Raw genomic sequence first — 22,850 nt, forward strand, 5'->3', positions numbered from 1 at the left:
ACTGGGCGACACGACTGCGATTATGGACCGCTGGCCCACTCGATTTCATGCCGCGTTTGCGCCATGAGCGTCTGCAACGCCTTGCCGTCGGCCGTTGCAGGCGGACAGTCATCGTTGCCCCACCCCGGCGACGGCTTTACGCGGCGCCAAGCGTCGACCGGCTTCGGGGGCACCACAGCTGCGGGCAATTCCGGAGTCGTTTGTCCGGGCAGAAACGCTATGATCCCTCACTGAACTTTTACAAACCTAAAATGCGGCTACGAGGAGACGCCATGACCACGCCACAATTCTCGACCATTTCTTTGGACATCAAGGATGGCATTGCCACCCTGTGGCTGGACCGGCCCGAAAAGATGAACGCCTTCACGCCGCAGATGAAGGACGAGATGATCGCGGCCTTCGATCACACCGACGCCAACGACGACGTGCGCGCGGTGATCGTGACCGGGCGCGGTCGTGCGTTCTGTGCCGGCGCGGATCTTTCCTCGGGCGGCGATACCTTCGATTACGACAAGCGCCAGGGCGAAGACCACAAACGCGATGGCGGCGGCCAGGTCACGCTGCGCATCTATCGCAGCCTCAAGCCCGTGATCGGCGCGATCAACGGCGCGGCGGTGGGCGTGGGCGCCACCATGCAGCTACCCATGGATATCCGTATCGCGGCCGACACGGCCAAGTTCGGTTTCGTCTTCGCACGCCGTGGCATCACCCTCGAGGCGGCCTCTTCGTGGTTTCTCACGCGTACGGTAGGGCTGTCGACCGCGCTTGAGTGGTGCTATTCGGGCCGCGTATTTCCCGCCAGCGAGGCGCAGGAACGCGGGCTGGTGCGTTCCCTGCACGCCGCGGATGATCTCTACGACGCCGCGCTCGCCCTGGCTCACGAACTCACCGACGAAAGCGCGCCCGTCTCCATCGCCATGACGCGCCAGCTGCTCTGGCGCATGCATGCACAAGGCCACCCGATGGACGCACATCGTATCGACAGCCAGGCCATTCGTGCGCGGGGACGCTCCGAAGACGCGAAGGAAGGCGTGTCGTCGTTTCTGGAAAAACGGCCCGCCCAATTCCCCAACCGCGTATCCAGCGATATGCCGGATTTTTTCGATTGGCAGCATGAGCCGCCTTTCGAATAAGCAGGCGCTAAGGCGCGGCACCCAGTCGCCGCGCCGGCCTGACCGGGATGCGCTCTAGACAAAGAAAGTCGCACTCCCTATAAACGAAAGGTCGCAGCGAAACAGGCCAGCGCGTAGCCCTAGGCTTTGACGACGCGCTGCAGGGGCGGGGATGGATTTTTCAACCGGCACGTATGACGATCGACTGGTCGCCGCGTCATTGGCGATTGCAGTGCTGGCCGCGTATACCGCGCTCGACCTGGTGGGCTGGATACGCACCAAGCCCCGCCTTTTGCGCCATGTCTGGCTGGCGGTCGGCGCGATTGCCCTGGGCACCGGCATCGGTTCGATGCATCTGGTGGGCCTGCTTGCCCTGTCGCTGCCTATCGATATCGGTTTTCGCATCGATATCGCCGCGCTCGGGTGGCTGGCGGGTGTATGCGGTTCGCTCGTTGCGCTGGCCCTGCTCATACCCAAACACGTGACTCGCACCCGGCTGTTCGCTGCCAGCCTGCTGTTGGCCGGCACAATCGTCGCCCTGCACTATCTGACCCTCTGGTCGATGCAGCTCACGCCGCCTCTCGTGCACGACCGCGCCTGGGTTGCGCTATCGATCGTTGTCGCCTTCGCAGCCTGTAATGCGGCCCTGCGCATCGCCGCCAGCGCCGTATCGTCCAGCGGACTCAGCGCGTTCGGGCGCAAGTCGGCGGGCGCGCTGTTGTTGGCGATCGGCATCGCCGGCACGCACTACGTCGGCATGCAGACATCCCAGTTCCCGGCCGCCAGTACGAGTGCCGCCGCCGGCGAACTGGATTGGCGCTGGCTTGCGCTGCTGATCTCCAATACGACGCTGCTACTGCTGGCGGCCCTGCTCGTCGTCATCGCCCTGGACCGACGCATGGAAAGGCGCACCGCGCAGCTGACGCAGTCGCTGGAGATGGCCCACCTTCAACTGCACCATGCCAGCCGCCACGACCCCCTCACCCAGCTTGGCAATCGACCGCTGCTGCGCGAGCGCCTGGAACAGGCCATCATGGCAGCGCACGAGCAGCGCCAGCGGGTGGCGCTACTGCATATCGGCCTGGATCGGTTCAAACAGGTCAACGACACCCTGGGGCACGATTCAGCCGACACGCTGCTCACCCGCCTCGCCCAGTCCCTGAGCCAGTCCGCCCAGCCGGGCGATACCGTTACACGCGTCGGCGGCGACGAATTCCTGATCTTGATGACCGGCGATGTCGGCAGTCGCAGCCTGCATCGTCATTGCGAACGATTGCTGGCGCTGATTCGAGATATTAACTCCGGCCAGACGCAGCTGTCGGGCAGCATCGGCGTGGCGCGTTACCCAATCGACGCCTACGACGCGTCGGGCATGATTACCGCTTCGCATATGGCCATGTACAGCGCCAAGCGCGCCGGCCGCGATCAATACGCATTTTTCACCTCCGAGCTGGCGCAAAGCGTTGAACGCGATGTGGCGATTCGAAGCGAATTGAGTGAAGCCATCGACTGCGGGCAGATTCAGCCCTATTACCAGCCCAAGTATGACGTGCGTACACGTCGCCTGGTCGGCGCCGAAGCCCTGGCGCGCTGGCGACACCCGGCCAACGGCTTCGTGCCGCCGGATCGATTCATCGCCGTCGCCGAACGCTCGCGCCAGATCAGCGGACTGCAGAACTGCATACTGCGCGCGATATGTGCCGATATACGCGACTGGCGCCGCCAGGGCCTGAACGTCCCGCCGATCGCGTTCAACCTGTCGGCCAGCTGCCTGCGCGACCCGACGCTGCCTGCCAGCATTGCGTCCATTCTGTCCGAATTCGGCTTGGCCGCACGCGATCTGATCTGCGAGATCACCGAAACCGCGGCCGTGCCCGAGCTCGAGCAGGCCCTGCACACGCTTGGCAGCTTGCGTAGCCAGGGCATTCGCATATCCATCGACGATTTCGGAACGGGCTTGTCGAGCATGTCCTATCTGCGCGATCTGCCGGTCGACCAGCTCAAGATCGATCGCGCCTTCGTCGCACGGCTGGGCAACAACGTCGATAGCGGCAATGCGATCGTGCGTTCGATCATCGACCTGGCCCACTCGCTCAAACTCGACGTCGTCGCCGAAGGCGTGGAGCTCGAATCCCAGCTGAGCACACTCGCCGAACTTGACTGCGACGAGGTCCAGGGCTATCTGTTCAGCCCGGCTGTCGAGGCCGATGCGTTCGCGGCCAGCCTCAAACAGACAACGCGTATACGGGCCAGATCGATTCACTAGAACGCAGGCAAGCGGCTTTCGGCGGCGAATGCCTGAGAAAGCCCTGGTTCGTGAATCTCGCGCAGACCGGTATCGCCATCCACGACCCACATCGGGGGTGGTGGGTGGCGGGCCGCATTTGAAAGCGGGGTACCGGCTCAGTCTCCCAGGATTTCCCGCAGCACCTCGTCGGTATGCTCGCCCAGCATGGGCGGCGGCCGCCGATAAGCCACGGGGGACTCGGATAGCCGCAGCGGACTCGCCACTAGACTCAAGTCGTGCTTTAACGGATGGGCCACCGTGATTCGCAAGTCGCGATGCTGCGCCTGCGGGTCCCGAAAGACGTCGTCGATACTGTTGACCGGCCCGCAGGGCACGCCGGCTGCATCAAGCAAGGCAACCCATTCATCCGTCGTGCGCATCACCGTGGCTTGACGTATCAGAGGCACGAGCACCTTTCGGTGCTCGACGCGAGCGGCGTTGGTCGCAAATCGCGCGTCGTCCTTCCACTGCGCCTGTCCCGCGGCTTCACAAAAACGCGCGAACTGCTGATCGTTGCCGATCGTCAGGATGATTTCCCCGTCGGCGGTGGGGAAGTCCTCATAGGGGACGATACTGGGATGGGCGTTCCCCATGCGACGCGGAACACGGCCCGACGTCAGATACGCTGAGGCCTGGTTCGCCAGGCAGGCGACCTGAACATCGAACAGGGCGACGTCGATGTATTGGCCCTGGCCAGTCTGATGGCGTCGATTGAGTGCGGCGAGCACTGCGACCAACGCATAAAGACCGGTCGTGATATCGGTCAAGGCCACCCCACTCTTCATGGGGCCGCCGCCCGGCTGATCGTCAGGCCGGCCCGTGATACTCATCAGACCGCCCATGGCCTGAATAAGAAAATCGTAGCCCGGCTTTCCGGCGTACGGGCCATTCTGGCCGAAGCCGGTGATCGAACAGTACACCAACCGGGGATTGATCTCGCTCAAGGTGTCGTAGTCCAGGCCATAGCGAGCGAGATCGCCCACTTTGAAGTTCTCGAGCAGCACATCCGACTTGGCAACAAGTTGTCTTATCTGCTCTTGCCCCTCGGCGCGGGAGATATCGATCTCGACAGAACGCTTGTTGCGGTTGGCACCAAGAAAGTACGCGGACTCCGACGTCGGCCGGCCCTCGGCATCTTCCAGGTAAGGCGGCCCCCATCCTCTCGTATCGTCACCTCGCCCCGGACGCTCGACCTTAATCACCTCAGCGCCCAGATCGCCCATGACCTGCGCCGCCCACGGCCCTGCCAGAACCCGTGTCAGGTCCAGAACGCGGATATCCGACAACGCGCCACTCATAACAGCTCCTCTCGCTCAGCCCGTGAAAGCTTGTCGGCCCGTTTGTGCGTGGCCGACGATCACTGCATGCACATCGTGACTTCCACCGTAGGTATTGGCCACCTGGGGCGTCTTCCGACACCGCCTGTTCTCGTGCACGACGAGCTCGCAAACTGAAAATCGGTGATCCCGGCCGCGCATGGTGACCGATCGGCGAACGCATATCACTCGTAGTACCTGAAACCCCTAGGGAGTACCCGAGTCTCGAAACGTTCAACAGTTGGCGTGTCGAAGAAGTGGCGCGTTTTGAACAGTGCGGGAGTTCGACCGGCCCCGAGCTGCGAGTCCGTCGAACCGGGCTTGTCTGTCTGTCGCAGGTTCGAATGATTGTCGATAGTCCGATAAAAACACCCGCCTGCGGCGGGTGTTTTNGGTGCGCCCGGCAGGATTACTCGGCGCTCACGCGCCTCGCCCTTCGGGCCCGTCGCTGCGCGACGGTTCGGACTCGCNNNGCGAGTCCGTCGAACCATGCTTGTTTGTCTGTCGCAGGTTCGAATNNTTNTCNATGGACCATATAAAAATACCGGCGCTTCGGCCGGCATTTTTATATGGTGCGCCCGGCAGGATTACTCGGCGCTCACGCGCCTCGCCCTTCGGGCCCGTCGCTGCGCGACGGTTCGGACTCGCGGTGCGAGTCCGTCGAACCATGCTTGTCTGTCTGTCGCAGGTTCGAAACTTATCGATGGAGCATATAAAAATACCGGCGCTTCGGCCGGCATTTTTATATGGTGCGCCCGGCAGGATTCGAACCTGCGACCTTCGGCTTCGGAGGCCGACACTCTATCCAACTGAGCTACGGGCGCATCGGCGCCGCAAAGGATACGCACCCGCCAGCGCCGCGTCCATCCTCGGCGCGCACACGTATCCGTGTCAGCGGTAAAATCCGTTATACTGCGCGCAATTCCGCGCATCGTTCGACCACGCAACACAAAGCTTGCCATGACCGCCAATACCGACCAGACATTCTTTCGCGCCTTTACCATCGTACTTGGCGCACTGTTCCTGATCACCATCGCGGCCATCGTTGGCGCACGGTTGATTTCCGGCTCGGGTGACAGCGGCGAGATGCGCCCTGAACAGCTCTCCCGCGTGAAGGATCGAACCGAACCGGTGTATGCGGTCAATACCGACCCGAACGCGACGTCGGTCGCGGCCGCGGGCGACGACAGCGGCGGCGAGCCGATGTCGGGCCAGGAAGTCTATGCCAACGTCTGTTCGGCGTGTCATACCTCCGGTGTGGCCGGTGCGCCCAAGACGTCGGATACCGCGGAATGGACGAAGCGGCTCGAGGAACAGGGCAAGGACACCCTCTATTCGCGAGCCATCAACGGCTACAAGGGCATGCCGGCCAAGGGCGGCAACCCCGATCTTTCCGAAGAGGAAATGCATAACGCCGTGGATCACATTCTCAGCGAAGCGGGCGCGACCTAATCGCGGTCCACGCCTCGTCTTTTCAAAGCCGCCCGAGGGGCGGCTTTTTTATGGGTAACGGTCGTTCTCGGGTGCGTCTCCAGCAAGGCATTGAATCAATGCCTGCAGATCGGCCGTGACGCCCTCGGCTTCTTCACCGCTTTGAACGCGCATGATCGCGCCATCGATGGCGAGGGCGATCTGGCGCGCAGTCGCCTCTCCGGCCCGATCGTTTGCCCGCAGACAGCCGGCCAGGGCGGCGATCATCTGCTGTTTATGCGTTCGCGTCCGGCGATTCACGCTATCCAGCGCCTGGCCGTATTCGCCCACGCTGTTGAGAAATGCACAGCCGCGAAACCCGGGGCCGGCGAGCCACTCGCCCACCGCCGGCGCGATGGCCTTTGGGCTGCCGCCATGGCGTGCAAGCGCCTGAACAAACCAGTCGAGCCAACGCGCGTGCCGCGCCTCCAGAAAGGCCTCGACCAGCGCGTCCTTGCTGGCGAAGTGCCGGTAGAAGGTGACCTTGGTCACGCCCGCTTCGGCAATGAGTGCGTTGGTGCCCGTGGCCCGAATTCCATCGCGATAGAACAGCCGCTGCGCGGCCTGGAGAATGCGTTGGCGCGGCGCAGCGCCCGCCTCGACGGATATGTCTTCGATCATTCGACCAGTGTAGACAGATCGGTCTACATGCGCCAGACTTCGCTTGTGTAGACAAACCGGTCTACCTATCGCGAGGACTGCCATGACTGCCAAACCCCCGGTACCACCGTTCGATACCGAAAGCGCTGCCCGCAAGGTTCGCCTGGCTGAAGATGCCTGGAACAGCCGTGACCCCGACCGGGTGGTCCTGGCCTATACGCCGGACAGCCGCTGGCGAAATCGGGTCGAGTTTCTCAACGGCCGCGATGCCATACACGCCTTCCTGCAGCGAAAATGGCAACGGGAGCTGGAGTATCGGCTCATCAAATCGCTATGGGCCCATGCCGAGGATCGCATCGCCGTGCGTTTTGCCTACGAGTATCGCGACGATGCGGGCCAGTGGTATCGCGCCTATGGCAACGAGAACTGGCAGTTCGACGCGGCCGGGCTGATGCATACCCGTCTTGCCAGCATCAACGACTGTCCGATCGCACCAGAGGAGCGCCTGTTCTTCTGGCCGCAGGGTCGCCGCCCGGACGAACACCCGGGGCTGGCCGAGCTGGGTCTGTAGATCGACTCGACAGCGCTCTCGGGCCTGGCCGTTCAGTCCGAGCTTTCGCCCAGCATGGCCTTGAGTGCGGCGAGCTGGCTGCGGCCGTGCTCGGCCTCGGCCTTGGGGTCGCGCTTGCGAGCCTGGGGCCAGTCGATTTCGTCCTTGGGCAGCTCTTCCAGAAACCGGCTCGGCGTACTGTCGGTATTCTCGCCGCCGCGCCGGCGCTGGCGTGCATAGCTCAACGACAGCGTCTTGCGCGCGCGGGTGATGCCCACATAAAGAAGCCGGCGTTCTTCCTCGATCTTGTCTTCGTCCATGCAGGCATGGTGGGGCAGCAACCCCTCTTCCATGCCGACGAGAAACACGTGGTCGAACTCCAGGCCCTTGGCGGCATGCAGGGTCAGCAGGTGGACCTGGTTTTCGATGTCCTTTTCGCTCTGGTTGGCGAAGTCCATGAGGCTGAGCCGGCGTACGACCTCGTCCAGCCCGCGCGGCGTACCGTCGCTGTTTTCTTCCATATGGCCGAGCCAACCAAGAAACTCGTCGACGTTTTCCAACCGTTTGCGGGCGGCGCGTGTATTGGCTGCGGTATCGCGCAGCCAGTCGCGATAGTCGATATCGGCAATCAGCTGTACCACCAGTTCCTTGGCGGGCATGGATTCGCCGTCGCGCGCCAGCCCGCGCGCCCAGTCCACGAACTCGGACAGGCGGCGACCGGCCCGATCGCCCACGCCGCCGGCCAGGCCCACGCCGCGGGCGGCATCGAACAGGCTCAGGTGACGACTGCCGGCGTAGCGGGCCAGGGCTTCCAGCGTGGCCGGGCCGATTTCGCGGCGCGGCAGATTGACCACGCGCAAAAACGCGGCGTCGTCGTCCGGGTTGACGAGTAACTTGAGATAGGCGGCCAGATCGCGGATCTCGCTGCGTTCGAAAAACGAACGCCCGCCGGATACGCGATACGGAATCTGGCGTTCACGCATGGCTTTTTCGAACGCACGCGACTGGAAATTGCCGCGATAGAGCACGGCATAGTCGCCAAAGGCGTTGCCGGTACGCAGCCGGTGCGACGAGATTTCGCTGGCCACGCGATCGGCCTCGCCCGCCTCGTCGGCACAGGCCAGCACGCGAATACGATCACCCGCCCCCATCGCGCTCCAGAGGTTTTTCTCGTAGACGCGTGCGTTGGCCGAAATCAGCGTGTTCGCCGCCGACAGCACGTTGCCCACCGAGCGGTAGTTCTGTTCGAGCTTGATGACCTTCAAATGCGGGAAGTCGCGCGACAGATCGGCGATATTGCCGGGGCGCGCGCCGCGCCAGGCATAGATCGACTGGTCGTCGTCGCCCACCACGGTAAACGCCGCACGCACACCGGCCAGCAGGCGCATCAGTTCGTACTGGGCGGCGTTGGTGTCCTGGTATTCGTCCACCAGCAGGTAACGAAAGCGGTTCTGCCAGCGCTCGCGAGCAGCCGCGTCCTCGCGCAACAGCTGAACCGGCAGGCTGAGCAGATCGTCGAAATCCACTGCGTTGTAGGCCTTCAGCCGGCGCTGGTATTCGGCATAGGCCCGTGCGATTGCCTGTTCGGAGCCGGTCGCGTTCGCCGCGGCGGCCTCCGGGTCCATCAGGGCCGACTTCCATGCGCTGATGGTAAAGCGCGCGGTCTTGCGCAGCTCGGCGTCCTTGCCGATCAGATCCGCCAGCAGCTTGTCGGCGTCCTCGGCATCGAAGATCGAAAAGCGCGGCTTGTAGCCGAGCGCGGCATGCTCGGTGCGAATCATCTGCAGACCGAGGCTATGAAACGTGCTCACGGTCAGACCCTTTGCCGCATCGCCGTCGATGAGCTTCGAGGCGCGCTGCTTCATCTCGCGGGCGGCCTTGTTGGTGAAGGTCACCGCGGCGATGCGATCGCCCGCATAACCGCGCTTGATCAGATACGCGATCTTGCGGGTGATGACACCGGTCTTGCCCGAACCCGCGCCGGCGAGCACGAGCAACGGGCCGTCGAGATAACGGACCGCCGCGTCCTGTTGGGGGTTGAGCTTGGGAGTCGCCATGGGCGGCAGAGTCTAGCAGCTAGCACTGCGTGAACAGACACAAAAAAAGCCGGCCCGAAGGCCGGCTCGGTTCAGCCGCTCAAGACGCGTCTAGAACGATTTGCTGATCGTGCCCACCGCGGTCGCGCCGCAGATATTGGCACCGCCGCAGGCGGCATCATCCAGGTCGGTATCGACATAGGCGATCGACCAGTCGAGGCCGAACTGGGTGGTGCCCAGCGAGATCGACCAGTCCGCATAGTCCTCGAAGTACAGCTCGTTGTCGTCCACGGTCTGGTAACCCGCATGCGCGCCCAGGGTCAGCCATTCTTCCAGCGGGAATTCGAAGCTGGCGTTGTAGTAGAACGCATCGCCCGATTCGTTATAGAAATCGTCGCTGTAGGACACGGAGAACGCCGCCGACATGTTGTCGTCGCTGTAGGCGATACCGGGGGTGTATTCCCAGAAGTCGATCTCGTTGTTGTCGCCGGCCGTGCTCGCGCCCGGGTAGTAGTAGTACAGGACGTTGAAATCCAGCGCCCAGTGTTCGCTCAGCGCCAGCCCGTAGCCGACATAGAAATCGATTTCCGCCTGGGCACCGTTGTCGCCGGTGACCGGGCTGGGGTTGAAGTTGTCGACGTTCGACGCCCACGTACCCATGTACAGGCCGCTGTCGAGCGCGTAGTCGAAACCGCCCTGAATGGCGAAGTCGCGATCGGTCTGCGATACGCCGCGATAGCGGTAATCGGTGGTGAAGGCCACGTTGGCACTGGCTTCGGCGGCCATCGCACTGGCGCTGGATACGGTCACGACCGCTGCGGCACAGCCGATGAGAAGTTGTTTTTTCATCTCGGTTTTTGCTCCCTTTGCAAAAAATCTCGTAGCGAGAAACCCCAAACCCGGCCTAGGCCTTGAACGGGACAGTGCCCATCGATGCACGAGCCATGCCAAAGCTACGACCGTTTTCGTTAACGGCTCGATTCGACCCGGGCCGAACCGCGCTGCCCTGCGTGTGACCCACAGGGCACGATCCGCCGCCCGCCAGGCGTCGGTCATATTATTGTCATAAAATCAGGACGTAGTGTTGCGATCGAGCTGTCGATAGCCGATCGCTTCGGCGACGTGGCCGGCGTTGATGGTATCGGCCCCGGCGAGATCTGCGATGGTGCGTGATACGCGCAGAATGCGATGGTAGGCCCGGGCCGACAGCCCCAACCTCGCGATCGCCTGCTCCAAAATAGAGCGCGCACTGTTTTCGAGCAGACAGTGCGTATCGATATCGGCCGGCAGCAGGCTGGCGTTCGGGCCGTGCCCACGGCTGGCTGCCTGGTCACGGGCTTTCACGACCCGTTCGCGTATGACGGCGCTGCTTTCGGCCGGCTCGGCTTTTGCACTGCCCATGAGCACGTCGCGGGCCACCGGCGCCACATTGAGATGCATGTCGATACGATCGAGCAGCGGCCCGGAGATACGATCCCGATAGCGTGAAATACGCTCCGGCGTGCAGTGACAGCGCCCCGACGCATCGCCGAAATAACCACAGGGGCAGGGATTCATGGCAGCGATCAGCTGGAACGCGGCCGGAAACTCGGCCTGACGGGCAGCCCGGGAAATCACGATATGCCCCGACTCCAGGGGTTCGCGCAGCACTTCCAGCACGCGGCGATCGAATTCGGGCAGCTCGTCGAGAAACAGCACGCCGTTGTGGGCAAGCGTGATCTCGCCCGGGCGCGGCGTCGAGCCGCCGCCCACCAGCGCCACGCCCGAGGCGGTATGGTGCGGCGCCCGGAACGGGCGTCGGCCCCAGTTTTCGGGCGAAAAGCCGCCGGGGGCGATCGATGCCACGGCCGCGCTTTGCATCGCCTGTGCCTGCGTCATGGCCGGCAACAGGCCCGGCAGGCGACAGGCCAGCATGGTCTTGCCAGCACCCGGCGGGCCGATCAGCAGCAGCGAGTGCCCACCGGCCGCCGCGATTTCCAGGGCCCGCTTGGCCTGCTGCTGGCCGCGCACGTCGGCCATGTCTTCATGCATCGCCGGCGTATGGCCCGCCGCCGGCTGCGGTCGATGCCAGGGCGCCTCGTCGCCGGCCAGGCTCGCCGCCACGTCGGCCAGATGGTCCGCCGCAAACACCCCATCCGGCGCGGCCAGGGCGGCCTCAGGGCCGTTGTCTTCAGGCACCACGAGCACGCGCTCGGCCTGACCGGCGGCCAGGGCCGCGGGCAACGCCCCGCGCACACCACGCAGCGCGCCGGAGAGCGACAGCTCGCCCAGAAACTCGTAGCCGGACACGCTCTCGCCCGGGATCTGGCCCGAGGCCGCCAGAATGCCGAGCGCGATCGCCAGATCGAAGCGCCCGCCTTCCTTGGGCAGATCCGCGGGGGCGAGATTGACGGTGATGCGGCGGGTCGGAAATTCGTAGCCGCTGTTGACGATCGCTGCGCGTACGCGGTCCTTGCTTTCCTTGACCTCGGTTTCCGGCAGGCCAACGATCGCCAGCGCCGGCAGCCCGCCGGCCAGGTCGACCTCGACCGTGACTGCCGGCGCTTCCAGACCGGTCTGGGCTCGGCTGTGTACCGTCGCCAGCGTCACGGTAGGGGTTAGCGGCCGGCGGCGTTGTCGCGTTCGGCTTCCAGCGCCGCCACCTGGGCTTCCAGCGCATCCAGCTTGCGGCGCGTGTGCGCGAGCATTTCGCGGGCGGCCTCGAACTCCTCGCGCGGAACCAGATCGAGCCGGGCCAGCTGGCCCTGAAGAATCGTGCGGAAATTGGCGTGCAACTCGTCACGCAGCGGTGCCACCTGGGGCGGCAGGGCCTGGGCAAGACGGGCGGCGATATCTTCAATGGAGCGCATGGCGGCGACAACGACCTCGGCGGATAAAAGCACAGCATGACGCGAAGAATCGCGGGACGCAAAAGCGCCTTGCACCTTTTTGGTGCGGCGTGTTCATGGCCTGTCAGCACGCCCGCTACCGCCCCCCGTTTTCGCCCATAACTGGCTGTTTTTTATGCCTTGGCACGGTGAGTGCTTAAACCGGATCGCAATCTCTCGCCTGCACGTCCCGATTGCTTGAATGCGAGGCAACGGGGCGTGCGATACCGCATGACAGGAGCACGTCATATGAAATTAATCGCAGCCGTAATCAAGCCGTTCAAGCTCGATGAGGTCCGCGAAGCGCTTTCCGAGGTCGGTGTGCAAGGCATCACCGTGACCGAGGTCAAGGGTTTCGGACGTCAGAAAGGCCATACGGAACTCTACCGCGGCGCCGAATACGTGGTCGATTTTCTGCCCAAGGTGAAGATCGAAGTCGCGATCGAGGAAGCCGAACTCGAGTCGGCCGTGGAGGCGATCTCCAAGGCGGCCCATACCGGCAAGATCGGCGACGGCAAGATCTTCGTCACCGAGCTGGAACAGGCCATCCGTATCCGCACCGGCGAGACGGGCAAGGACGCGCTTTAAGCCGCGCCCGCATAACGCCTTAAATTTCGAGGGAAACCCCACGCCATGGAAAACAATATCTTCGAATTGCAGTATGCAATCGATACCTTCTACTTCTTGATCTGCGGGGCACTGGTCATGTGGATGGCCGCCGGCTTCACCATGCTGGAAGGCGGCCTGGTTCGTGCCAAGAACACGACCGAAATCCTGACCAAGAACATCGCGCTTTATTCGATCTCCTGCATCATGTACATGATCTGCGGTTACATGATCATGTATGACGGCAGCCTGTTCCTGAACGGCATCGCCGGCGGCGACAACCTGGTACAGGAAGCGTTGGCCGCCTCGGCCGAGAACGGTTTCGGCGGCGACTCGGTCTATTCCGGCGCCTCGGACTTCTTCTTCCAGGTGGTGTTCGTGGCCACGGCCATGTCGGTGGTATCCGGCGCGGTCGCCGAACGCATGAAGCTGTGGGCCTTCCTGGGCTTCGCGGTGATCATGACCGGCTTCATCTATCCGATGGAAGGCGCCTGGTCATGGAACGGCGCCGACGTATTCGGCCTGTACAACTTCGACGATTTCGGCGGCTTCTCCGACTTTGCCGGCTCCGGCATCGTGCATATGGCCGGCGCGGCCGCGGCCCTGGCCGGTGTGCTGCTGCTGGGTCCGCGTAAGGGCAAGTTCCGCGCCGACGGCACCGTGGGTGCCATCCCGGGCGCCAACCTGCCGCTGGCCGCACTCGGCACGCTGATCCTCTGGATGGGCTGGTTCGGCTTCAATGGCGGCTCCGTGCTCAAGCTCGGTGATATCGCCAGCGCCAACTCGGTGGCCATGGTGTTTCTGAACACCAACACCGCCGCGGCCGGCGGCCTGGTCGCGGCCCTGCTGCTGGCCCGTGCCCTGTTCGGCAAGGGCGACCTGACCATGGCACTCAACGGCGCACTGGCCGGCCTGGTGGTGATCACGGCCGAGCCTTCCACCCCGAGTCCGCTCGTGGCCACCCTGTTCGGCGCGGCCGGCGGCATCGTGGTGGTGTTCGCGATTCTGGCGCTGGACAAGCTCAAGATCGACGACCCGGTGGGCGCGATCTCGGTGCACGGTGTCTGCGGCCTGCTGGGCCTGCTCGTGGTGCCGATCACCAACGACGGCGCGAGCCTGGTCGGCCAGATCGTCGGCGCGCTGACCATCTTCGTGTGGGTGTTCGTGACCAGCCTGATCGTCTGGGGCATCCTCAAGGCCACGGTGGGTATCCGTGTCTCCGAAGAAGAGGAAGTCGAAGGCGTGGATCTGGGCGAATGCGGCATGGAAGCCTATCCGGAGTTCACCTCCGGCGGCAGCCGTCGCTCGATGTCATAAAGCGATCGCGAGCGATTGCGTATCCAGGAGGCCCCGGCAACGGGGCCTCTTTTTTTGTTTGCGACATAAGAGCCGAAGCCCTGTCGCGGCTTCCCGATCGAGGCCGAGAAACACCGACACACGCGATTACCCGGTGCAGCCGGCACTCGGCCCTGTCGCCGCCCCGCACCAGGGCACAAGGCTTCGCTATACTTCGCGGCGTTCGCTTCAACCCGCCTCGAAACGCCATGTCGCCAACAAGAACCTTCATACTTTCGGGTTTCTTCCTGCTGCTCGCCAGCAGCCTGCCGGCAGCCGCCGCGCCGGTAATCGACGGTGCCGATACGGCCTGGGTGATGACCACCACCGCCCTGGTGCTGTTCATGACCCTGCCCGGCCTGGCGTTGTTCTACGGCGGGCTGGTCCGGGTACGCAACGTGCTCTCGGTGCTCATGCAGTGTTTCGCCATCTGTGCGCTGGCCTCGCTGCTCTGGGTGGTGTGCGGCTACAGCCTGGCGTTCTCCGAGGGCAATGCCTTCATTGGCGGCCTCGACAAGCTCTTCTTTGCCGGCGTGAGCGTGACCAGCGTGGCCGGCACCATTCCGGAACCGGTGTTCGCCCTGTTCCAGATGACGTTCGCAGTGATCACGCCGGCGCTGATCATCGGCGGCTTCGCCGAACGGTTTCGTTTTGCCACCCTGCTGGTCTTTACCACGGCCTGGCTGCTTCTGGTGTATGTGCCGGTCACCCACTGGGTCTGGGGCGGCGGCTGGCTGGGCGAGCTGGGCCTGCTCGATTTCGCCGGCGGTACGGTGGTGCATGTGACCGCCGGCGTGGCGGCACTCGTTGCGGCCATCGTGGTCGGCCCGCGCCACGGCTTTCAGAAGACCGCCATGGCGCCGCACAATCTCACCATGACCGTCTCCGGCGCCGGCATGCTGTGGGTGGGCTGGTTCGGCTTCAACGGCGGCAGCGCTCTGGCGGCCAACGGCCAGGCGGGCATGGCCATGCTCGTGACCCATCTGTCGGCGGCGGCCGGCTGCCTGACCTGGATGGCGGCCGAATGGATTCGTTTCGGCAAGCCCAGCGTACTGGGTATCGTGACCGGCATGGTCGCGGGCCTGGGCACCATCACCCCGGCCTCGGGCTATGTGGGGCCGGGCGGCGCCATCGTCATCGGCATACTGGCCGGCGTGGTCTGTTTCACCGCCACCCTCTGGGTCGAACGCAGCCTGCGTATCGACGATTCGCTGGACGTGTTTCCGGTGCACGGCGTGGGCGGCATCATCGGCACCCTGCTGGCGGGCGTGTTCGCCTCCACCAGCCTCGGCCCCTTCTCGGGCCAGGGTTTTGCCGAAGGCATCGAAAGCATGCTCAGCCAGGTCGGTATCCAGGCGCTGGGCGTGGCGTCGGTATTCATCTACACGGGCGTACTGACCTGGGTGATTCTCAAGGTGCTCGAAGCGACCATGGGCCTGCGTGTGGGCGTCGAGAACGAGCAGGTCGGCCTGGACATCTTCGAGCATGAAGAACGCGGCTACGATCTCTAGGCAAGCGCTGCACGATCTCTCGCGGGCCGCGTTCGAGTCCTCACAGACGGTGCGGTAAGGCGTCCATGCGCAGCGCCTGCCTTGTTGGCAGGTCAAGCCTTGGCAACGCAGTCGCGGCGTCTGTGAGGCCGAACCGCTTGGCGGCCGGGGCTTTGCGCGAGCCTGATCTTCGTCGGGCGCGCTGGCGAGCAACGAGCACGCAACGCGCACCTTGGCTCGCCAGCCACGCGCAAAGCACCCCGGCGCGACCGCGACAGGTTGTGCAGCGCTTGCCTAATGGCATGAACCGCGGCAGCTGTTAGACTCGCTGGCATCAAAAATGAGGAGTTTCCAACCATGAAAATGGTTACCGCCGTCATCAAGCCCTTTCGTCTCGACGATGTCCGTGAAGCACTCGCCGAAGTGGGCGTACACGGCACCACCATGACCGAAGTCAAAGGCTTCGGGCGCCAGAAAGGCCATACCGAACTCTATCGCGGCGCAGAGTACGCGGTTGATTTCCTGCCCAAGGTCAAACTGGAAGTCGCGGTCGCCGACGATCGCGTGGAAGCGGTGGTCGAGGCCATCGTGGAAGCCGCGAAGACCGGCCAGATCGGCGATGGCAAGATTTTCGTGCACAACCTCGAACAGGTCGTACGTATTCGCACCGGCGAAACGGACCGCGACGCGATCTGATCGGCGCTGCCCGCCTCGGCGTTCGGCCTGATACGGCGACGCGGGCATGAGCACGGCGCGCTTTCAGGCGATTGGCCTGGCCACCGGCTCGATCGGGCCGGTGGATATTACGCTTGCCGCAGGCGAATGCATGGGCCTGAGCGCGCCTTCGGGGGCCGGCAAGACGCGCCTGCTGCGCGCCATGGCCGATCTGGATGTGCATCAGGGCGAGTGTCGGCTCGACGGCGTGGCCGCGGCCGACATGCCCGCCCCCGAGTGGCGTCGGCGCGTTGCCTTTCTGGCCGCGGAGTCGGCCTGGTGGGCCGATACCCCCCGACCGCACTTCGAAAACGACTGTACGTCGCTGCTCGATACGCTGGACCTGTCGCCCGCCCTGCTCGACCAGCCGATCGAGCACCTGTCGTCGGGCCAGAAGCAGCGCATGGCGCTGGCCCGCAGCCTGGCCCATACGCCGGACGTGCTTCTGCTCGATGAGCCCACCGCGAATCTCGACGATCGCAACATCGAGCGCGTCGAACGACTCATCGCCGACTATTTGTCGGCCCGGCATGCCTGTTGTATCTGGGTAAGCCACGACCAGACCCAGCTCGCCCGGATCGCCTCGTCGCATTACCGGCTGGACAGCGCCGGCCAGCCGGCTGACGTGACATGCAGCTGATATCGCTATCGTTTTTCGATCTTGCGCTGGCCGCGATTGCGGTCGTGGCGCTGGCCGTCACCACCGCCACGATGAAGCTGGGCGTTACGCGTACGCTGCTCGTGGCGGCCGTACGCACCGCCGCGCAGCTCGCACTCGTGGGTTTGATACTGGAGGCGGTATTCGCCCAGGAGCGCCTGCTCTGGGTGGCGCTGATGGCGTTCGTGATGCTGCTGCTGGCCGGCCGCGAGGCCGCGACCCGGCAGAAACGACGCTTCACGGGTGGCTACGGCTTTATGGCCGGTACCGCCTCGATGTTTCTGTCGTCGTTCGTGACCGCAGTCGCCACGCTCGTGATCGTGATCCGGGTGGAGCCCTGGTATACGCCGCAGTACGCGATTCCGCTGCTGGGCATGCTGCTGGGCAACACGATGACCGGGATCGCCCTGGCCATGGATCGGCTCACCCAGGAGGTCTGGCGCGGTGCGAACGTGGTGGAAACCCGGCTGGCCCTCGGGGCCAGCGCCAGCGAGGCCGTGGCCGACATGCGCCGTGATGCCATGCGCGCGGGCCTCATCCCGATGCTCAACGCCATGGCGGCGGCCGGCATCATCAGCCTGCCCGGCATGATGACCGGCCAGATTCTGGCCGGCAGTCCGCCCTGGGAGGCGGTCAAGTATCAGATCCTGATCATGTTCCTGATCGCCACCGGGACGGGATTCGGCACCCTGCTGGCCGTCGAGCTGGGCACGCGGCGCCTGTTCGATGAGCGCCATCGGCTACGACTGGACCGCCTGCGCCGTAGCTGAGCGACCGACCGGCGTCTCGCTCAGGCCTGTGGCTTGAGGATACGACTGAGATACTCCTTTATGCGCTGCAAGACGCCGCGCTTTTCCCAGTTTTCCAGCGTGACCTGATGACAGCGTTCGCGGTCGTCGTCGAAATCGGCGTCGAGCGCGGCGAAGGTCGGTGGGTCGATCATGGCAATGGCGATCTCGTCGTCCTTGCCCATCGAGCGATGATTGAAGTTCGCCGAGCCGCTGATCGCCACCACGTCGTCGACCAGCACGATCTTGGCGTGCAGCATGGTCGGCTGGTAGCGATACAGCTTCACGCCGGCCTCGAGCAGCGGATGGTAGGCATCGTCGGCCGCCGCCCGGGCCACCCGCGAGTCGGTATACGGGCCCGGCATGAGCACTTCGATCTCCACCCCGCGACGGGCCGCGTTGCAGAGCATGTCGATGGTGGCGGTATCGGGTACGAAATAGCCGGTGGTGATTCGCAGCCGATGTCGGGCCAGCGAAATCACGAGCCGAAACAGGGTGGCGATATCGCTGTAGTTGACCGCGGCCGAGGTACGCAGCACTTGCACGAGCGCGCCGTTGTCTGCCTGATCGATCTTCGAATCGGCATATTCCCAGCTGTCGTCGAAGCCGCGCTCGCCGGCCTCCACCCAGTTGGAAAGAAAGGCGCCGCGCAGCCCGTCGACGACCGGCCCGGTCAAACGAAAATGGGTCTCGCGCCATTCGTTGGGCTCGCGGGCATCGCCGTCCCACTCGGCGGCGATGCCGACGCCGCCGGTGAAACCGATACGGTTGTCCACCACCAGAATCTTGCGATGGGTGCGATTGTCGGCCTGCCAGAAGCGCCAGCGCATGGCCGGTCGAAACCAGGCGATCTGTGCGCCGGCCTGGGCGAGTTCGTCGAGCACGTCGCCGGGCATGCTGTGCGCACCGAAACTGTCCAGCAGTATGCGTACCCGTACGCCGGCACGCGCGCGCGCCGCCAGCGCATGGCCAAACCGCTCGGCGATCTCGCCCTGCCAGTAGATGAAGGTCAGAAAATCGATCGAACGCTCGGCGGCCTCGACGGCCTCGATCATCGCCGGGAAGATGCGCACACCGTTGACCAGGCGCTCGATACGGTTGCCGGTGGTGAACGGAATACCCAGCGTGCCTTCGAGCGCGCGCCGGTAATCTCTGGGGTCGTGGCTCAAAGCGGAATTGGACGTATTCATAGGTGCGACACGATCATTTGTTTCGCAGCCTACACCAGAGCCATAACGGCCCGAAAACCCATGCCAGACCGGCGAGCATCAAAACGCCCTGCAACAGGCGATTCTGTAGCAGTGGGCGCAGCAGACGATCGTGCAACCTGCGCGCATGACCGCCCCTGCCAACAAGCGGCTCCAACGCCACGTCGACGGCCAGAAACGGCTGCCAGCTCTGGGACAGCGCAACGCCCGCCATACACCAGCTCACCGCAAGCGATGCACGCGTGCCGCATTCACGCCACAGCGAGGCCAGCAGGTCGATATAGGGCCCAAGCCGCAGCCGTCGGGTCTGGCTCTGGCGCGCGTAGACGCCCGGCGCGCGCTCGAAGAACCGGCTCACGCCGGCGGTGTACATCGCCATGATCAGGGCCATGAGCAGATAGCGCGCGCGCTCGCCTTCGCGTTCGAAGCGGCGCGCCGAGGTCGCCAGCCGGTGCGGGCACAGCCGCCACTGCCCGGCCGCGGCAATGGCGGCGGCCATGCGCTGGTCCTCCAGAAAACCCAGGCGGGTATCGAAACCGCCGAGTTCGTCGAAAAACCGGGTCGACAGGATCAGCCCCTGGTCGCCGTTGATGGTATAGCGCCGGGAGGTCGCACTCTTGGCTTCCAGGTAGCGATAGAAAAACGCATGCCCACGGGTTTCGCGCACGAAGCGCAGGGCGAAGTGGCCGGCCACACGCGTCGGGTCGTCGGCACCGAGACAGTCGATCGCATCCGCCAGCTGTCGCGGATGGGTCAGCCGGCTGTCGGCATGCAGAAAGCATAGCCAGGGATGTATCGCGCGGGCGGCCGCGGCATTCATCTGCGCGCCGCGCCCCGGCGCGCTCGACACCACCTCGGCCTGCCCGGCGCGGGCCACCGCGACGGTTTGATCGGTGGAGCCGCCGTCGGCAACGAGTACCTGCAGAACCACGTCGCGCTGGGCCGCAAGGTCGGCCAACAGCGACACCAGGGCCTCGGCTTCGTCGATCGCCGGAACGACGACGGTCAGCGCGGCCGGCGTCTCGATCAGCCGGTCTCTTCGGCCTGGTTTACCGGGTCGCGCGCGGCAAACCCCGGCAGGCGTTCACGCAGCCAGGCGGGAATGCGTTGTTCGAGCCAGTACACCGGCTCGCCGTAACGCCCGCCACTGACAAAGCCGACATGGCCACCGTGCCGGGATACTTCCAGGCGGATCGACGAGGACAGGGCATCCGGGCCGGGTATGACGTCGGGCGCCATGAACGGGTCGTCCTCGGCATGAATGATGAGCGTGGGCAGACGGATATGCTTGAGAAACGGCCCGCTGCTGGACCGTTCGTAGTAATCATCCGCATCGCGAAAGCCGTTGAGCGGTGCGGTAATCGCGTTATCGAAGGAGGGAAAATCCCGCAGCTGGCGAAAATCCGGATAGGGCTGCGGCGCGTCGATGAGCTTGAACTTGGCCTCGTAGGCCTCGCGCAGCCCATTGATCATATGTGCCTGGTAGATTCGCGACAGCCCCTGCTGGATGGCCTCGGAACAGCGTTTGAGGTCGTAGGGCACGGACACCGCCGTGGCACAGGCCAGCGGCGCGGCCCGCCCCTGCTCGCCCAGATACTTGAGCAGCACGTTACCGCCCAGCGAATAGCCGACCGCGGCCAGCGGCGCCCGCGCAAAGCGCTGGCGTACGTGGCGCACAACGGTATTGAAATCCTCGGTTTCGCCCGAGTGATAGCTGCGCGCAAGACGATTGGGCTCGGCGGCACCGCGAAAATGCATGAGCACGCCGCGTGCGCCGTGGGCATCGGCCTGGCGCAACAGCCCGCGTGCATACTTCGATTCCAGCGAGCCGTTGAGGCCGTGCAGCACGATCACGATCGGGGCATCGGCATCAAGCCCGCGTTCCGGCAGCCACGACAGATCCAGAAAATCGCCGTCTTCAAGCTCCAGGCGCTCGCGCTCGACTTCCAGGGCCGGCGAGGGCCGGACCTTGGAGGCGAACACGGTCTGCGCATGCGCATTGCGCAGCCAGAACGCCGGCTCGAAGTCGCTGCGGGTCAGCATGAGGAGGATCGGATGGGAAAGATCGAATGCATATCGAGGCCCAGGCTACCGCCCTATCGTTTCAGTCAGATAACCATCCCCGAGCTGGCGCATCTGGCGCATGATCCAGGCCGCCTGCCCCTGAACATAAGGCCCCGGCGACGCCGCGCTGTAGCGCACCGGGTTCGGCAGCACCGCCGCCAGCCTTGCACACTGACCGGTGCTGAGCTGGCCAGCGCTCACGCCGAACAGCCGCTCGGCTGCCGCGCCCACGCCGAACACGCGGTCGTCGAACTGGGCGATATTGAGATACACCTCGAGAATACGACGCTTGGGCCAGAGCACTTCCAGCCAGAAGGTCAGATAGGCTTCCACGCCCTTGCGGATATAGCTCTTGGCCGGCCAGAGGAATAGATTCTTGGCCGTTTGCTGGCTGATGGTGCTCGCCCCGCGAATGGTGCCGCCCTGGGCGTTGTCGGCCAGTGCATCGCCGATCGCGGCCCAGACAAAACCATGATGACTCGGGAACGTCTGGTCTTCGGATGCGACCGCGGCGAGCGGCATGCAGGCCGCCATATCGTCGATATCGGTCCAGCGATAGAAGATGGTCGGCCCGTTGTCGCTGGCCTCGCTTTCGAGGTGCACCCGCAGCATGTATGCGGTAACCGGCGGGTTGACCCAGCGCATGACCAGAATCATCGCTGCCGGCGTGAGCAAGAGCACGCCGACAGCGATCAGCACATAGCGAAAAGGACGTTTAAACAGGACGCTCAATAGTTGCTGTTGCCGCTACCGTAGCCGCCGCTGCCCTGCTGGTAGCTGTCGTCGTTGGCGCTGTTCGGCTGGTTGTAGCTGCTGTCGCCGCTATTGCCGCTGTTGTCCTGGGCGTCGTAGTTGCCCTGGCGCACTTCGACGCCGTTGCCGCTGTCGTAGGGTACGGCCTGGCCGCGGCTGTAATCGTCCTGCTGCGGGTTGCCACCGTTGCCGTTATTGCCGTTGTTATGCGAACCCATGCTGGTGCCGCGGGTCGCCGCTTCGCGATCGAAATCGGCCGAGGCCGGCATGTAGCGATCCAGCGTATAGACGAACTTCTGGCCTGCCTGCGGCAGCGCGGATTCGTTGCTGTTGCGCAGAATGGTGTAGGCGTCGATACCGGCCTTGTCGTAGAACAGCCAGTTCGCTTCACGGTCGATGCTGATCTTGCCGCCTTCCAGCGAAACGCCGGCGAACAGACCACGGGCACGCGAATAGGAATAGACCTCGGCATCGAAGCCCAGGTTGGTCGAGGCGCCGGCACTGCGGCCGACCGGGCCGGCGGCCACGGCGGCGTCCGCGCCGAGATTGACCTGACCGTTGGCGATCTTGTCGATGCTGCGCTGGGTCTTGAACACCAGGATGATGTCCGAGGAGGAGGCACCGGCCTGCCAGCCGATCGAACCACCGGTCAGCGAGATGAACGTCGGATTCGACCAGCTACCGTCTGCGGTGCGCACCGACAGCACGCCCTTGCCGTGCCGGCCACCGAGAATGAAGCCGGCCTTGAACACGCTGGGGATGACGGCGATGCCATAGGCCTGGCCAAGCAGCGCCGGCGGAATGGCGTTTTCGGGAATATCCACGAACTGGCGCACCACGGTGGTGGCGTCGTCGAGCTTTTGTGCCTGTTCGCTGGCCGCCAGTGCGCCGGTGGTGGTCGCCAACAGCGCGACCGCTGCCACGAACGCCGTGATCCATTGTTTCATCTATGCTTCCCCTGCTTGCGGAGTTGAGGCCGGCGACAGCGCCGACTCG

General features: G+C 64.3%; 21 protein-coding genes and 1 tRNA gene. 10 read left to right on the plus strand and 12 right to left on the minus strand.

The features are described from left to right. Positions 1-272 precede the first annotated feature (272 nt). Both CMN27_RS00420 and CMN27_RS00425 read left to right on the plus strand, forming a co-directional pair. The gene (locus tag CMN27_RS00420; protein ID WP_293623411.1) at positions 273-1,133 is read left to right on the plus strand and encodes a crotonase/enoyl-CoA hydratase family protein; all 861 of its coding nucleotides are present in this window, start codon (positions 273-275) and stop codon (positions 1,131-1,133) included. Positions 1,134-1,284: 151 nt separating this feature from the next. Beyond that, entirely contained in the window at positions 1,285-3,378 is a 2,094-nt protein-coding gene (locus tag CMN27_RS00425; protein ID WP_293623412.1) for an EAL domain-containing protein, read from the plus strand. Positions 3,379-3,515: 137 nt separating this feature from the next. Here the strand turns inward: CMN27_RS00425 and CMN27_RS00430 are convergent, their stop codons facing one another. Together CMN27_RS00430 and CMN27_RS00435 are read right to left on the minus strand one after the other, a co-directional pair. Then, positions 3,516-4,697 (minus strand): CaiB/BaiF CoA-transferase family protein, encoded by a 1,182-nt coding sequence (locus CMN27_RS00430; protein ID WP_293623414.1) that lies wholly within the window; start codon positions 4,695-4,697, stop codon positions 3,516-3,518. Between the two features lie 765 nt (positions 4,698-5,462). Continuing rightward, positions 5,463-5,539 (minus strand) — tRNA-Arg (locus tag CMN27_RS00435). A 136-nt stretch (positions 5,540-5,675) separates the two neighbouring features. Here CMN27_RS00435 and CMN27_RS00440 point away from each other — a divergent pair. After that, positions 5,676-6,167, plus strand: a complete 492-nt coding sequence (locus CMN27_RS00440; RefSeq protein ID WP_293623416.1) for a c-type cytochrome — start codon at positions 5,676-5,678, stop codon at positions 6,165-6,167. Positions 6,168-6,215: 48 nt separating this feature from the next. On the opposite strand, the gene CMN27_RS00445 is transcribed toward CMN27_RS00440, so the two are convergent. Next, on the minus strand, positions 6,216-6,806 hold the full coding sequence (locus CMN27_RS00445) for a TetR/AcrR family transcriptional regulator (protein WP_293623418.1): 591 nt from the start codon (positions 6,804-6,806) through the stop codon (positions 6,216-6,218). 82 nt (positions 6,807-6,888) lie between these two features. Between CMN27_RS00445 and CMN27_RS00450 the strand changes: the two genes are divergently transcribed. After that, positions 6,889-7,356 carry a nuclear transport factor 2 family protein gene (locus tag CMN27_RS00450; RefSeq protein WP_293623420.1) on the plus strand — a complete coding sequence of 156 codons (468 nt, stop codon included), beginning with the start codon at positions 6,889-6,891 and terminating at the stop codon, positions 7,354-7,356. A 32-nt stretch (positions 7,357-7,388) separates the two neighbouring features. Here CMN27_RS00450 and CMN27_RS00455 read toward each other — a convergent pair whose 3' ends face one another. The 4 genes from CMN27_RS00455 to CMN27_RS00470 form a co-directional block, all read right to left on the minus strand. Next, positions 7,389-9,392: a UvrD-helicase domain-containing protein gene (locus CMN27_RS00455; protein WP_293623422.1), complete on the minus strand. Its 2,004-nt coding sequence runs from the start codon at positions 9,390-9,392 to the stop codon at positions 7,389-7,391. 90 nt (positions 9,393-9,482) lie between these two features. Next, complete coding sequence (locus CMN27_RS00460; protein WP_293623424.1) at positions 9,483-10,220, minus strand: TorF family putative porin; 738 nt, start codon at positions 10,218-10,220, stop codon at positions 9,483-9,485. Between the two features lie 222 nt (positions 10,221-10,442). After that, the gene (locus tag CMN27_RS00465; RefSeq protein WP_293623426.1) at positions 10,443-11,960 is read right to left on the minus strand and encodes a YifB family Mg chelatase-like AAA ATPase; all 1,518 of its coding nucleotides are present in this window, start codon (positions 11,958-11,960) and stop codon (positions 10,443-10,445) included. A gap of 8 nt (positions 11,961-11,968) precedes the next feature. Beyond that, positions 11,969-12,220, minus strand: coding sequence for an accessory factor UbiK family protein (locus CMN27_RS00470; RefSeq protein WP_293623427.1), 252 nt, complete (start codon positions 12,218-12,220; stop codon positions 11,969-11,971). Between the two features lie 267 nt (positions 12,221-12,487). Here CMN27_RS00470 and glnK point away from each other — a divergent pair, with 267 nt between their 5' ends. From glnK to fetB, 6 genes are all read left to right on the plus strand, one after another. Beyond that, positions 12,488-12,826 (plus strand): P-II family nitrogen regulator, encoded by a 339-nt coding sequence (gene glnK, locus CMN27_RS00475; protein ID WP_293623429.1) that lies wholly within the window; start codon positions 12,488-12,490, stop codon positions 12,824-12,826. Positions 12,827-12,871: 45 nt separating this feature from the next. Further along, positions 12,872-14,161 carry an ammonium transporter gene (locus tag CMN27_RS00480; RefSeq protein WP_293623431.1) on the plus strand — a complete coding sequence of 430 codons (1,290 nt, stop codon included), beginning with the start codon at positions 12,872-12,874 and terminating at the stop codon, positions 14,159-14,161. 227 nt (positions 14,162-14,388) lie between these two features. Further along, entirely contained in the window at positions 14,389-15,690 is a 1,302-nt protein-coding gene (locus tag CMN27_RS00485) for an ammonium transporter (protein ID WP_293623432.1), read from the plus strand. Positions 15,691-16,026: 336 nt separating this feature from the next. Next, positions 16,027-16,365, plus strand: coding sequence for a P-II family nitrogen regulator (locus CMN27_RS00490; RefSeq protein WP_293623433.1), 339 nt, complete (start codon positions 16,027-16,029; stop codon positions 16,363-16,365). A gap of 46 nt (positions 16,366-16,411) precedes the next feature. Beyond that, positions 16,412-17,023, plus strand: coding sequence for an ATP-binding cassette domain-containing protein (locus CMN27_RS00495; protein WP_293623435.1), 612 nt, complete (start codon positions 16,412-16,414; stop codon positions 17,021-17,023). After that, positions 17,014-17,811, plus strand: coding sequence for an iron export ABC transporter permease subunit FetB (fetB, locus tag CMN27_RS00500; RefSeq protein ID WP_293623436.1), 798 nt, complete (start codon positions 17,014-17,016; stop codon positions 17,809-17,811). Before CMN27_RS00495 ends, fetB begins: the two co-directional genes overlap by 10 nt. A gap of 20 nt (positions 17,812-17,831) precedes the next feature. On the opposite strand, the gene CMN27_RS00505 is transcribed toward fetB, so the two are convergent. Genes CMN27_RS00505 through CMN27_RS00525 form a run of 5 tightly spaced genes read right to left on the minus strand, consistent with a single transcriptional unit; the run spans position 17,832 to position 22,801 of the window. Continuing rightward, entirely contained in the window at positions 17,832-19,019 is a 1,188-nt protein-coding gene (locus CMN27_RS00505) for a phospholipase D-like domain-containing protein (RefSeq protein ID WP_293623437.1), read from the minus strand. 13 nt (positions 19,020-19,032) lie between these two features. Then, positions 19,033-20,067, minus strand: a complete 1,035-nt coding sequence (locus tag CMN27_RS00510; protein ID WP_366515374.1) for a TIGR04283 family arsenosugar biosynthesis glycosyltransferase — start codon at positions 20,065-20,067, stop codon at positions 19,033-19,035. Then, entirely contained in the window at positions 20,064-21,080 is a 1,017-nt protein-coding gene (locus CMN27_RS00515; protein WP_293623438.1) for a hydrolase, read from the minus strand. Before CMN27_RS00515 ends, CMN27_RS00510 begins: the two co-directional genes overlap by 4 nt. Before the next feature lie 45 nt (positions 21,081-21,125). Further along, positions 21,126-21,833 carry a monofunctional biosynthetic peptidoglycan transglycosylase gene (gene mtgA, locus CMN27_RS00520; RefSeq protein ID WP_293623439.1) on the minus strand — a complete coding sequence of 236 codons (708 nt, stop codon included), beginning with the start codon at positions 21,831-21,833 and terminating at the stop codon, positions 21,126-21,128. Continuing rightward, positions 21,830-22,801, minus strand: coding sequence for a lipid-binding SYLF domain-containing protein (locus tag CMN27_RS00525; RefSeq protein WP_293623440.1), 972 nt, complete (start codon positions 22,799-22,801; stop codon positions 21,830-21,832). Before CMN27_RS00525 ends, mtgA begins: the two co-directional genes overlap by 4 nt. Positions 22,802-22,850: the final 49 nt, after the last annotated feature.

This window comes from Salinisphaera sp. (genome assembly GCF_002729955.1).
Lineage (GTDB): Bacteria > Pseudomonadota > Gammaproteobacteria > Nevskiales > Salinisphaeraceae > Salinisphaera.

Excerpts from the sequence above, each read along its gene's own strand:
- CMN27_RS00420 (WP_293623411.1), top strand. The coding sequence starts at position 273 with ATGACCACGCCACAATTCTCGACCATTTCTTTGGACATCAAGGATGGC.
- CMN27_RS00425 (WP_293623412.1), top strand. The coding sequence starts at position 1,285 with ATGGATTTTTCAACCGGCACGTATGACGATCGACTGGTCGCCGCGTCA.
- CMN27_RS00430 (WP_293623414.1), bottom strand. The coding sequence starts at position 4,697 with ATGAGTGGCGCGTTGTCGGATATCCGCGTTCTGGACCTGACACGGGTT.
- CMN27_RS00440 (WP_293623416.1), top strand. The coding sequence starts at position 5,676 with ATGACCGCCAATACCGACCAGACATTCTTTCGCGCCTTTACCATCGTA.
- CMN27_RS00445 (WP_293623418.1), bottom strand. The coding sequence starts at position 6,806 with ATGATCGAAGACATATCCGTCGAGGCGGGCGCTGCGCCGCGCCAACGC.
- CMN27_RS00450 (WP_293623420.1), top strand. The coding sequence starts at position 6,889 with ATGACTGCCAAACCCCCGGTACCACCGTTCGATACCGAAAGCGCTGCC.
- CMN27_RS00455 (WP_293623422.1), bottom strand. The coding sequence starts at position 9,392 with ATGGCGACTCCCAAGCTCAACCCCCAACAGGACGCGGCGGTCCGTTAT.
- CMN27_RS00460 (WP_293623424.1), bottom strand. The coding sequence starts at position 10,220 with ATGAAAAAACAACTTCTCATCGGCTGTGCCGCAGCGGTCGTGACCGTA.
- CMN27_RS00470 (WP_293623427.1), bottom strand. The coding sequence starts at position 12,220 with ATGCGCTCCATTGAAGATATCGCCGCCCGTCTTGCCCAGGCCCTGCCG.
- glnK (WP_293623429.1), top strand. The coding sequence starts at position 12,488 with ATGAAATTAATCGCAGCCGTAATCAAGCCGTTCAAGCTCGATGAGGTC.
- CMN27_RS00480 (WP_293623431.1), top strand. The coding sequence starts at position 12,872 with ATGGAAAACAATATCTTCGAATTGCAGTATGCAATCGATACCTTCTAC.
- CMN27_RS00485 (WP_293623432.1), top strand. The coding sequence starts at position 14,389 with ATGTCGCCAACAAGAACCTTCATACTTTCGGGTTTCTTCCTGCTGCTC.
- CMN27_RS00490 (WP_293623433.1), top strand. The coding sequence starts at position 16,027 with ATGAAAATGGTTACCGCCGTCATCAAGCCCTTTCGTCTCGACGATGTC.
- CMN27_RS00495 (WP_293623435.1), top strand. The coding sequence starts at position 16,412 with ATGAGCACGGCGCGCTTTCAGGCGATTGGCCTGGCCACCGGCTCGATC.
- fetB (WP_293623436.1), top strand. The coding sequence starts at position 17,014 with ATGCAGCTGATATCGCTATCGTTTTTCGATCTTGCGCTGGCCGCGATT.
- CMN27_RS00505 (WP_293623437.1), bottom strand. The coding sequence starts at position 19,019 with ATGAATACGTCCAATTCCGCTTTGAGCCACGACCCCAGAGATTACCGG.
- CMN27_RS00515 (WP_293623438.1), bottom strand. The coding sequence starts at position 21,080 with ATGCTGACCCGCAGCGACTTCGAGCCGGCGTTCTGGCTGCGCAATGCG.
- CMN27_RS00525 (WP_293623440.1), bottom strand. The coding sequence starts at position 22,801 with ATGAAACAATGGATCACGGCGTTCGTGGCAGCGGTCGCGCTGTTGGCG.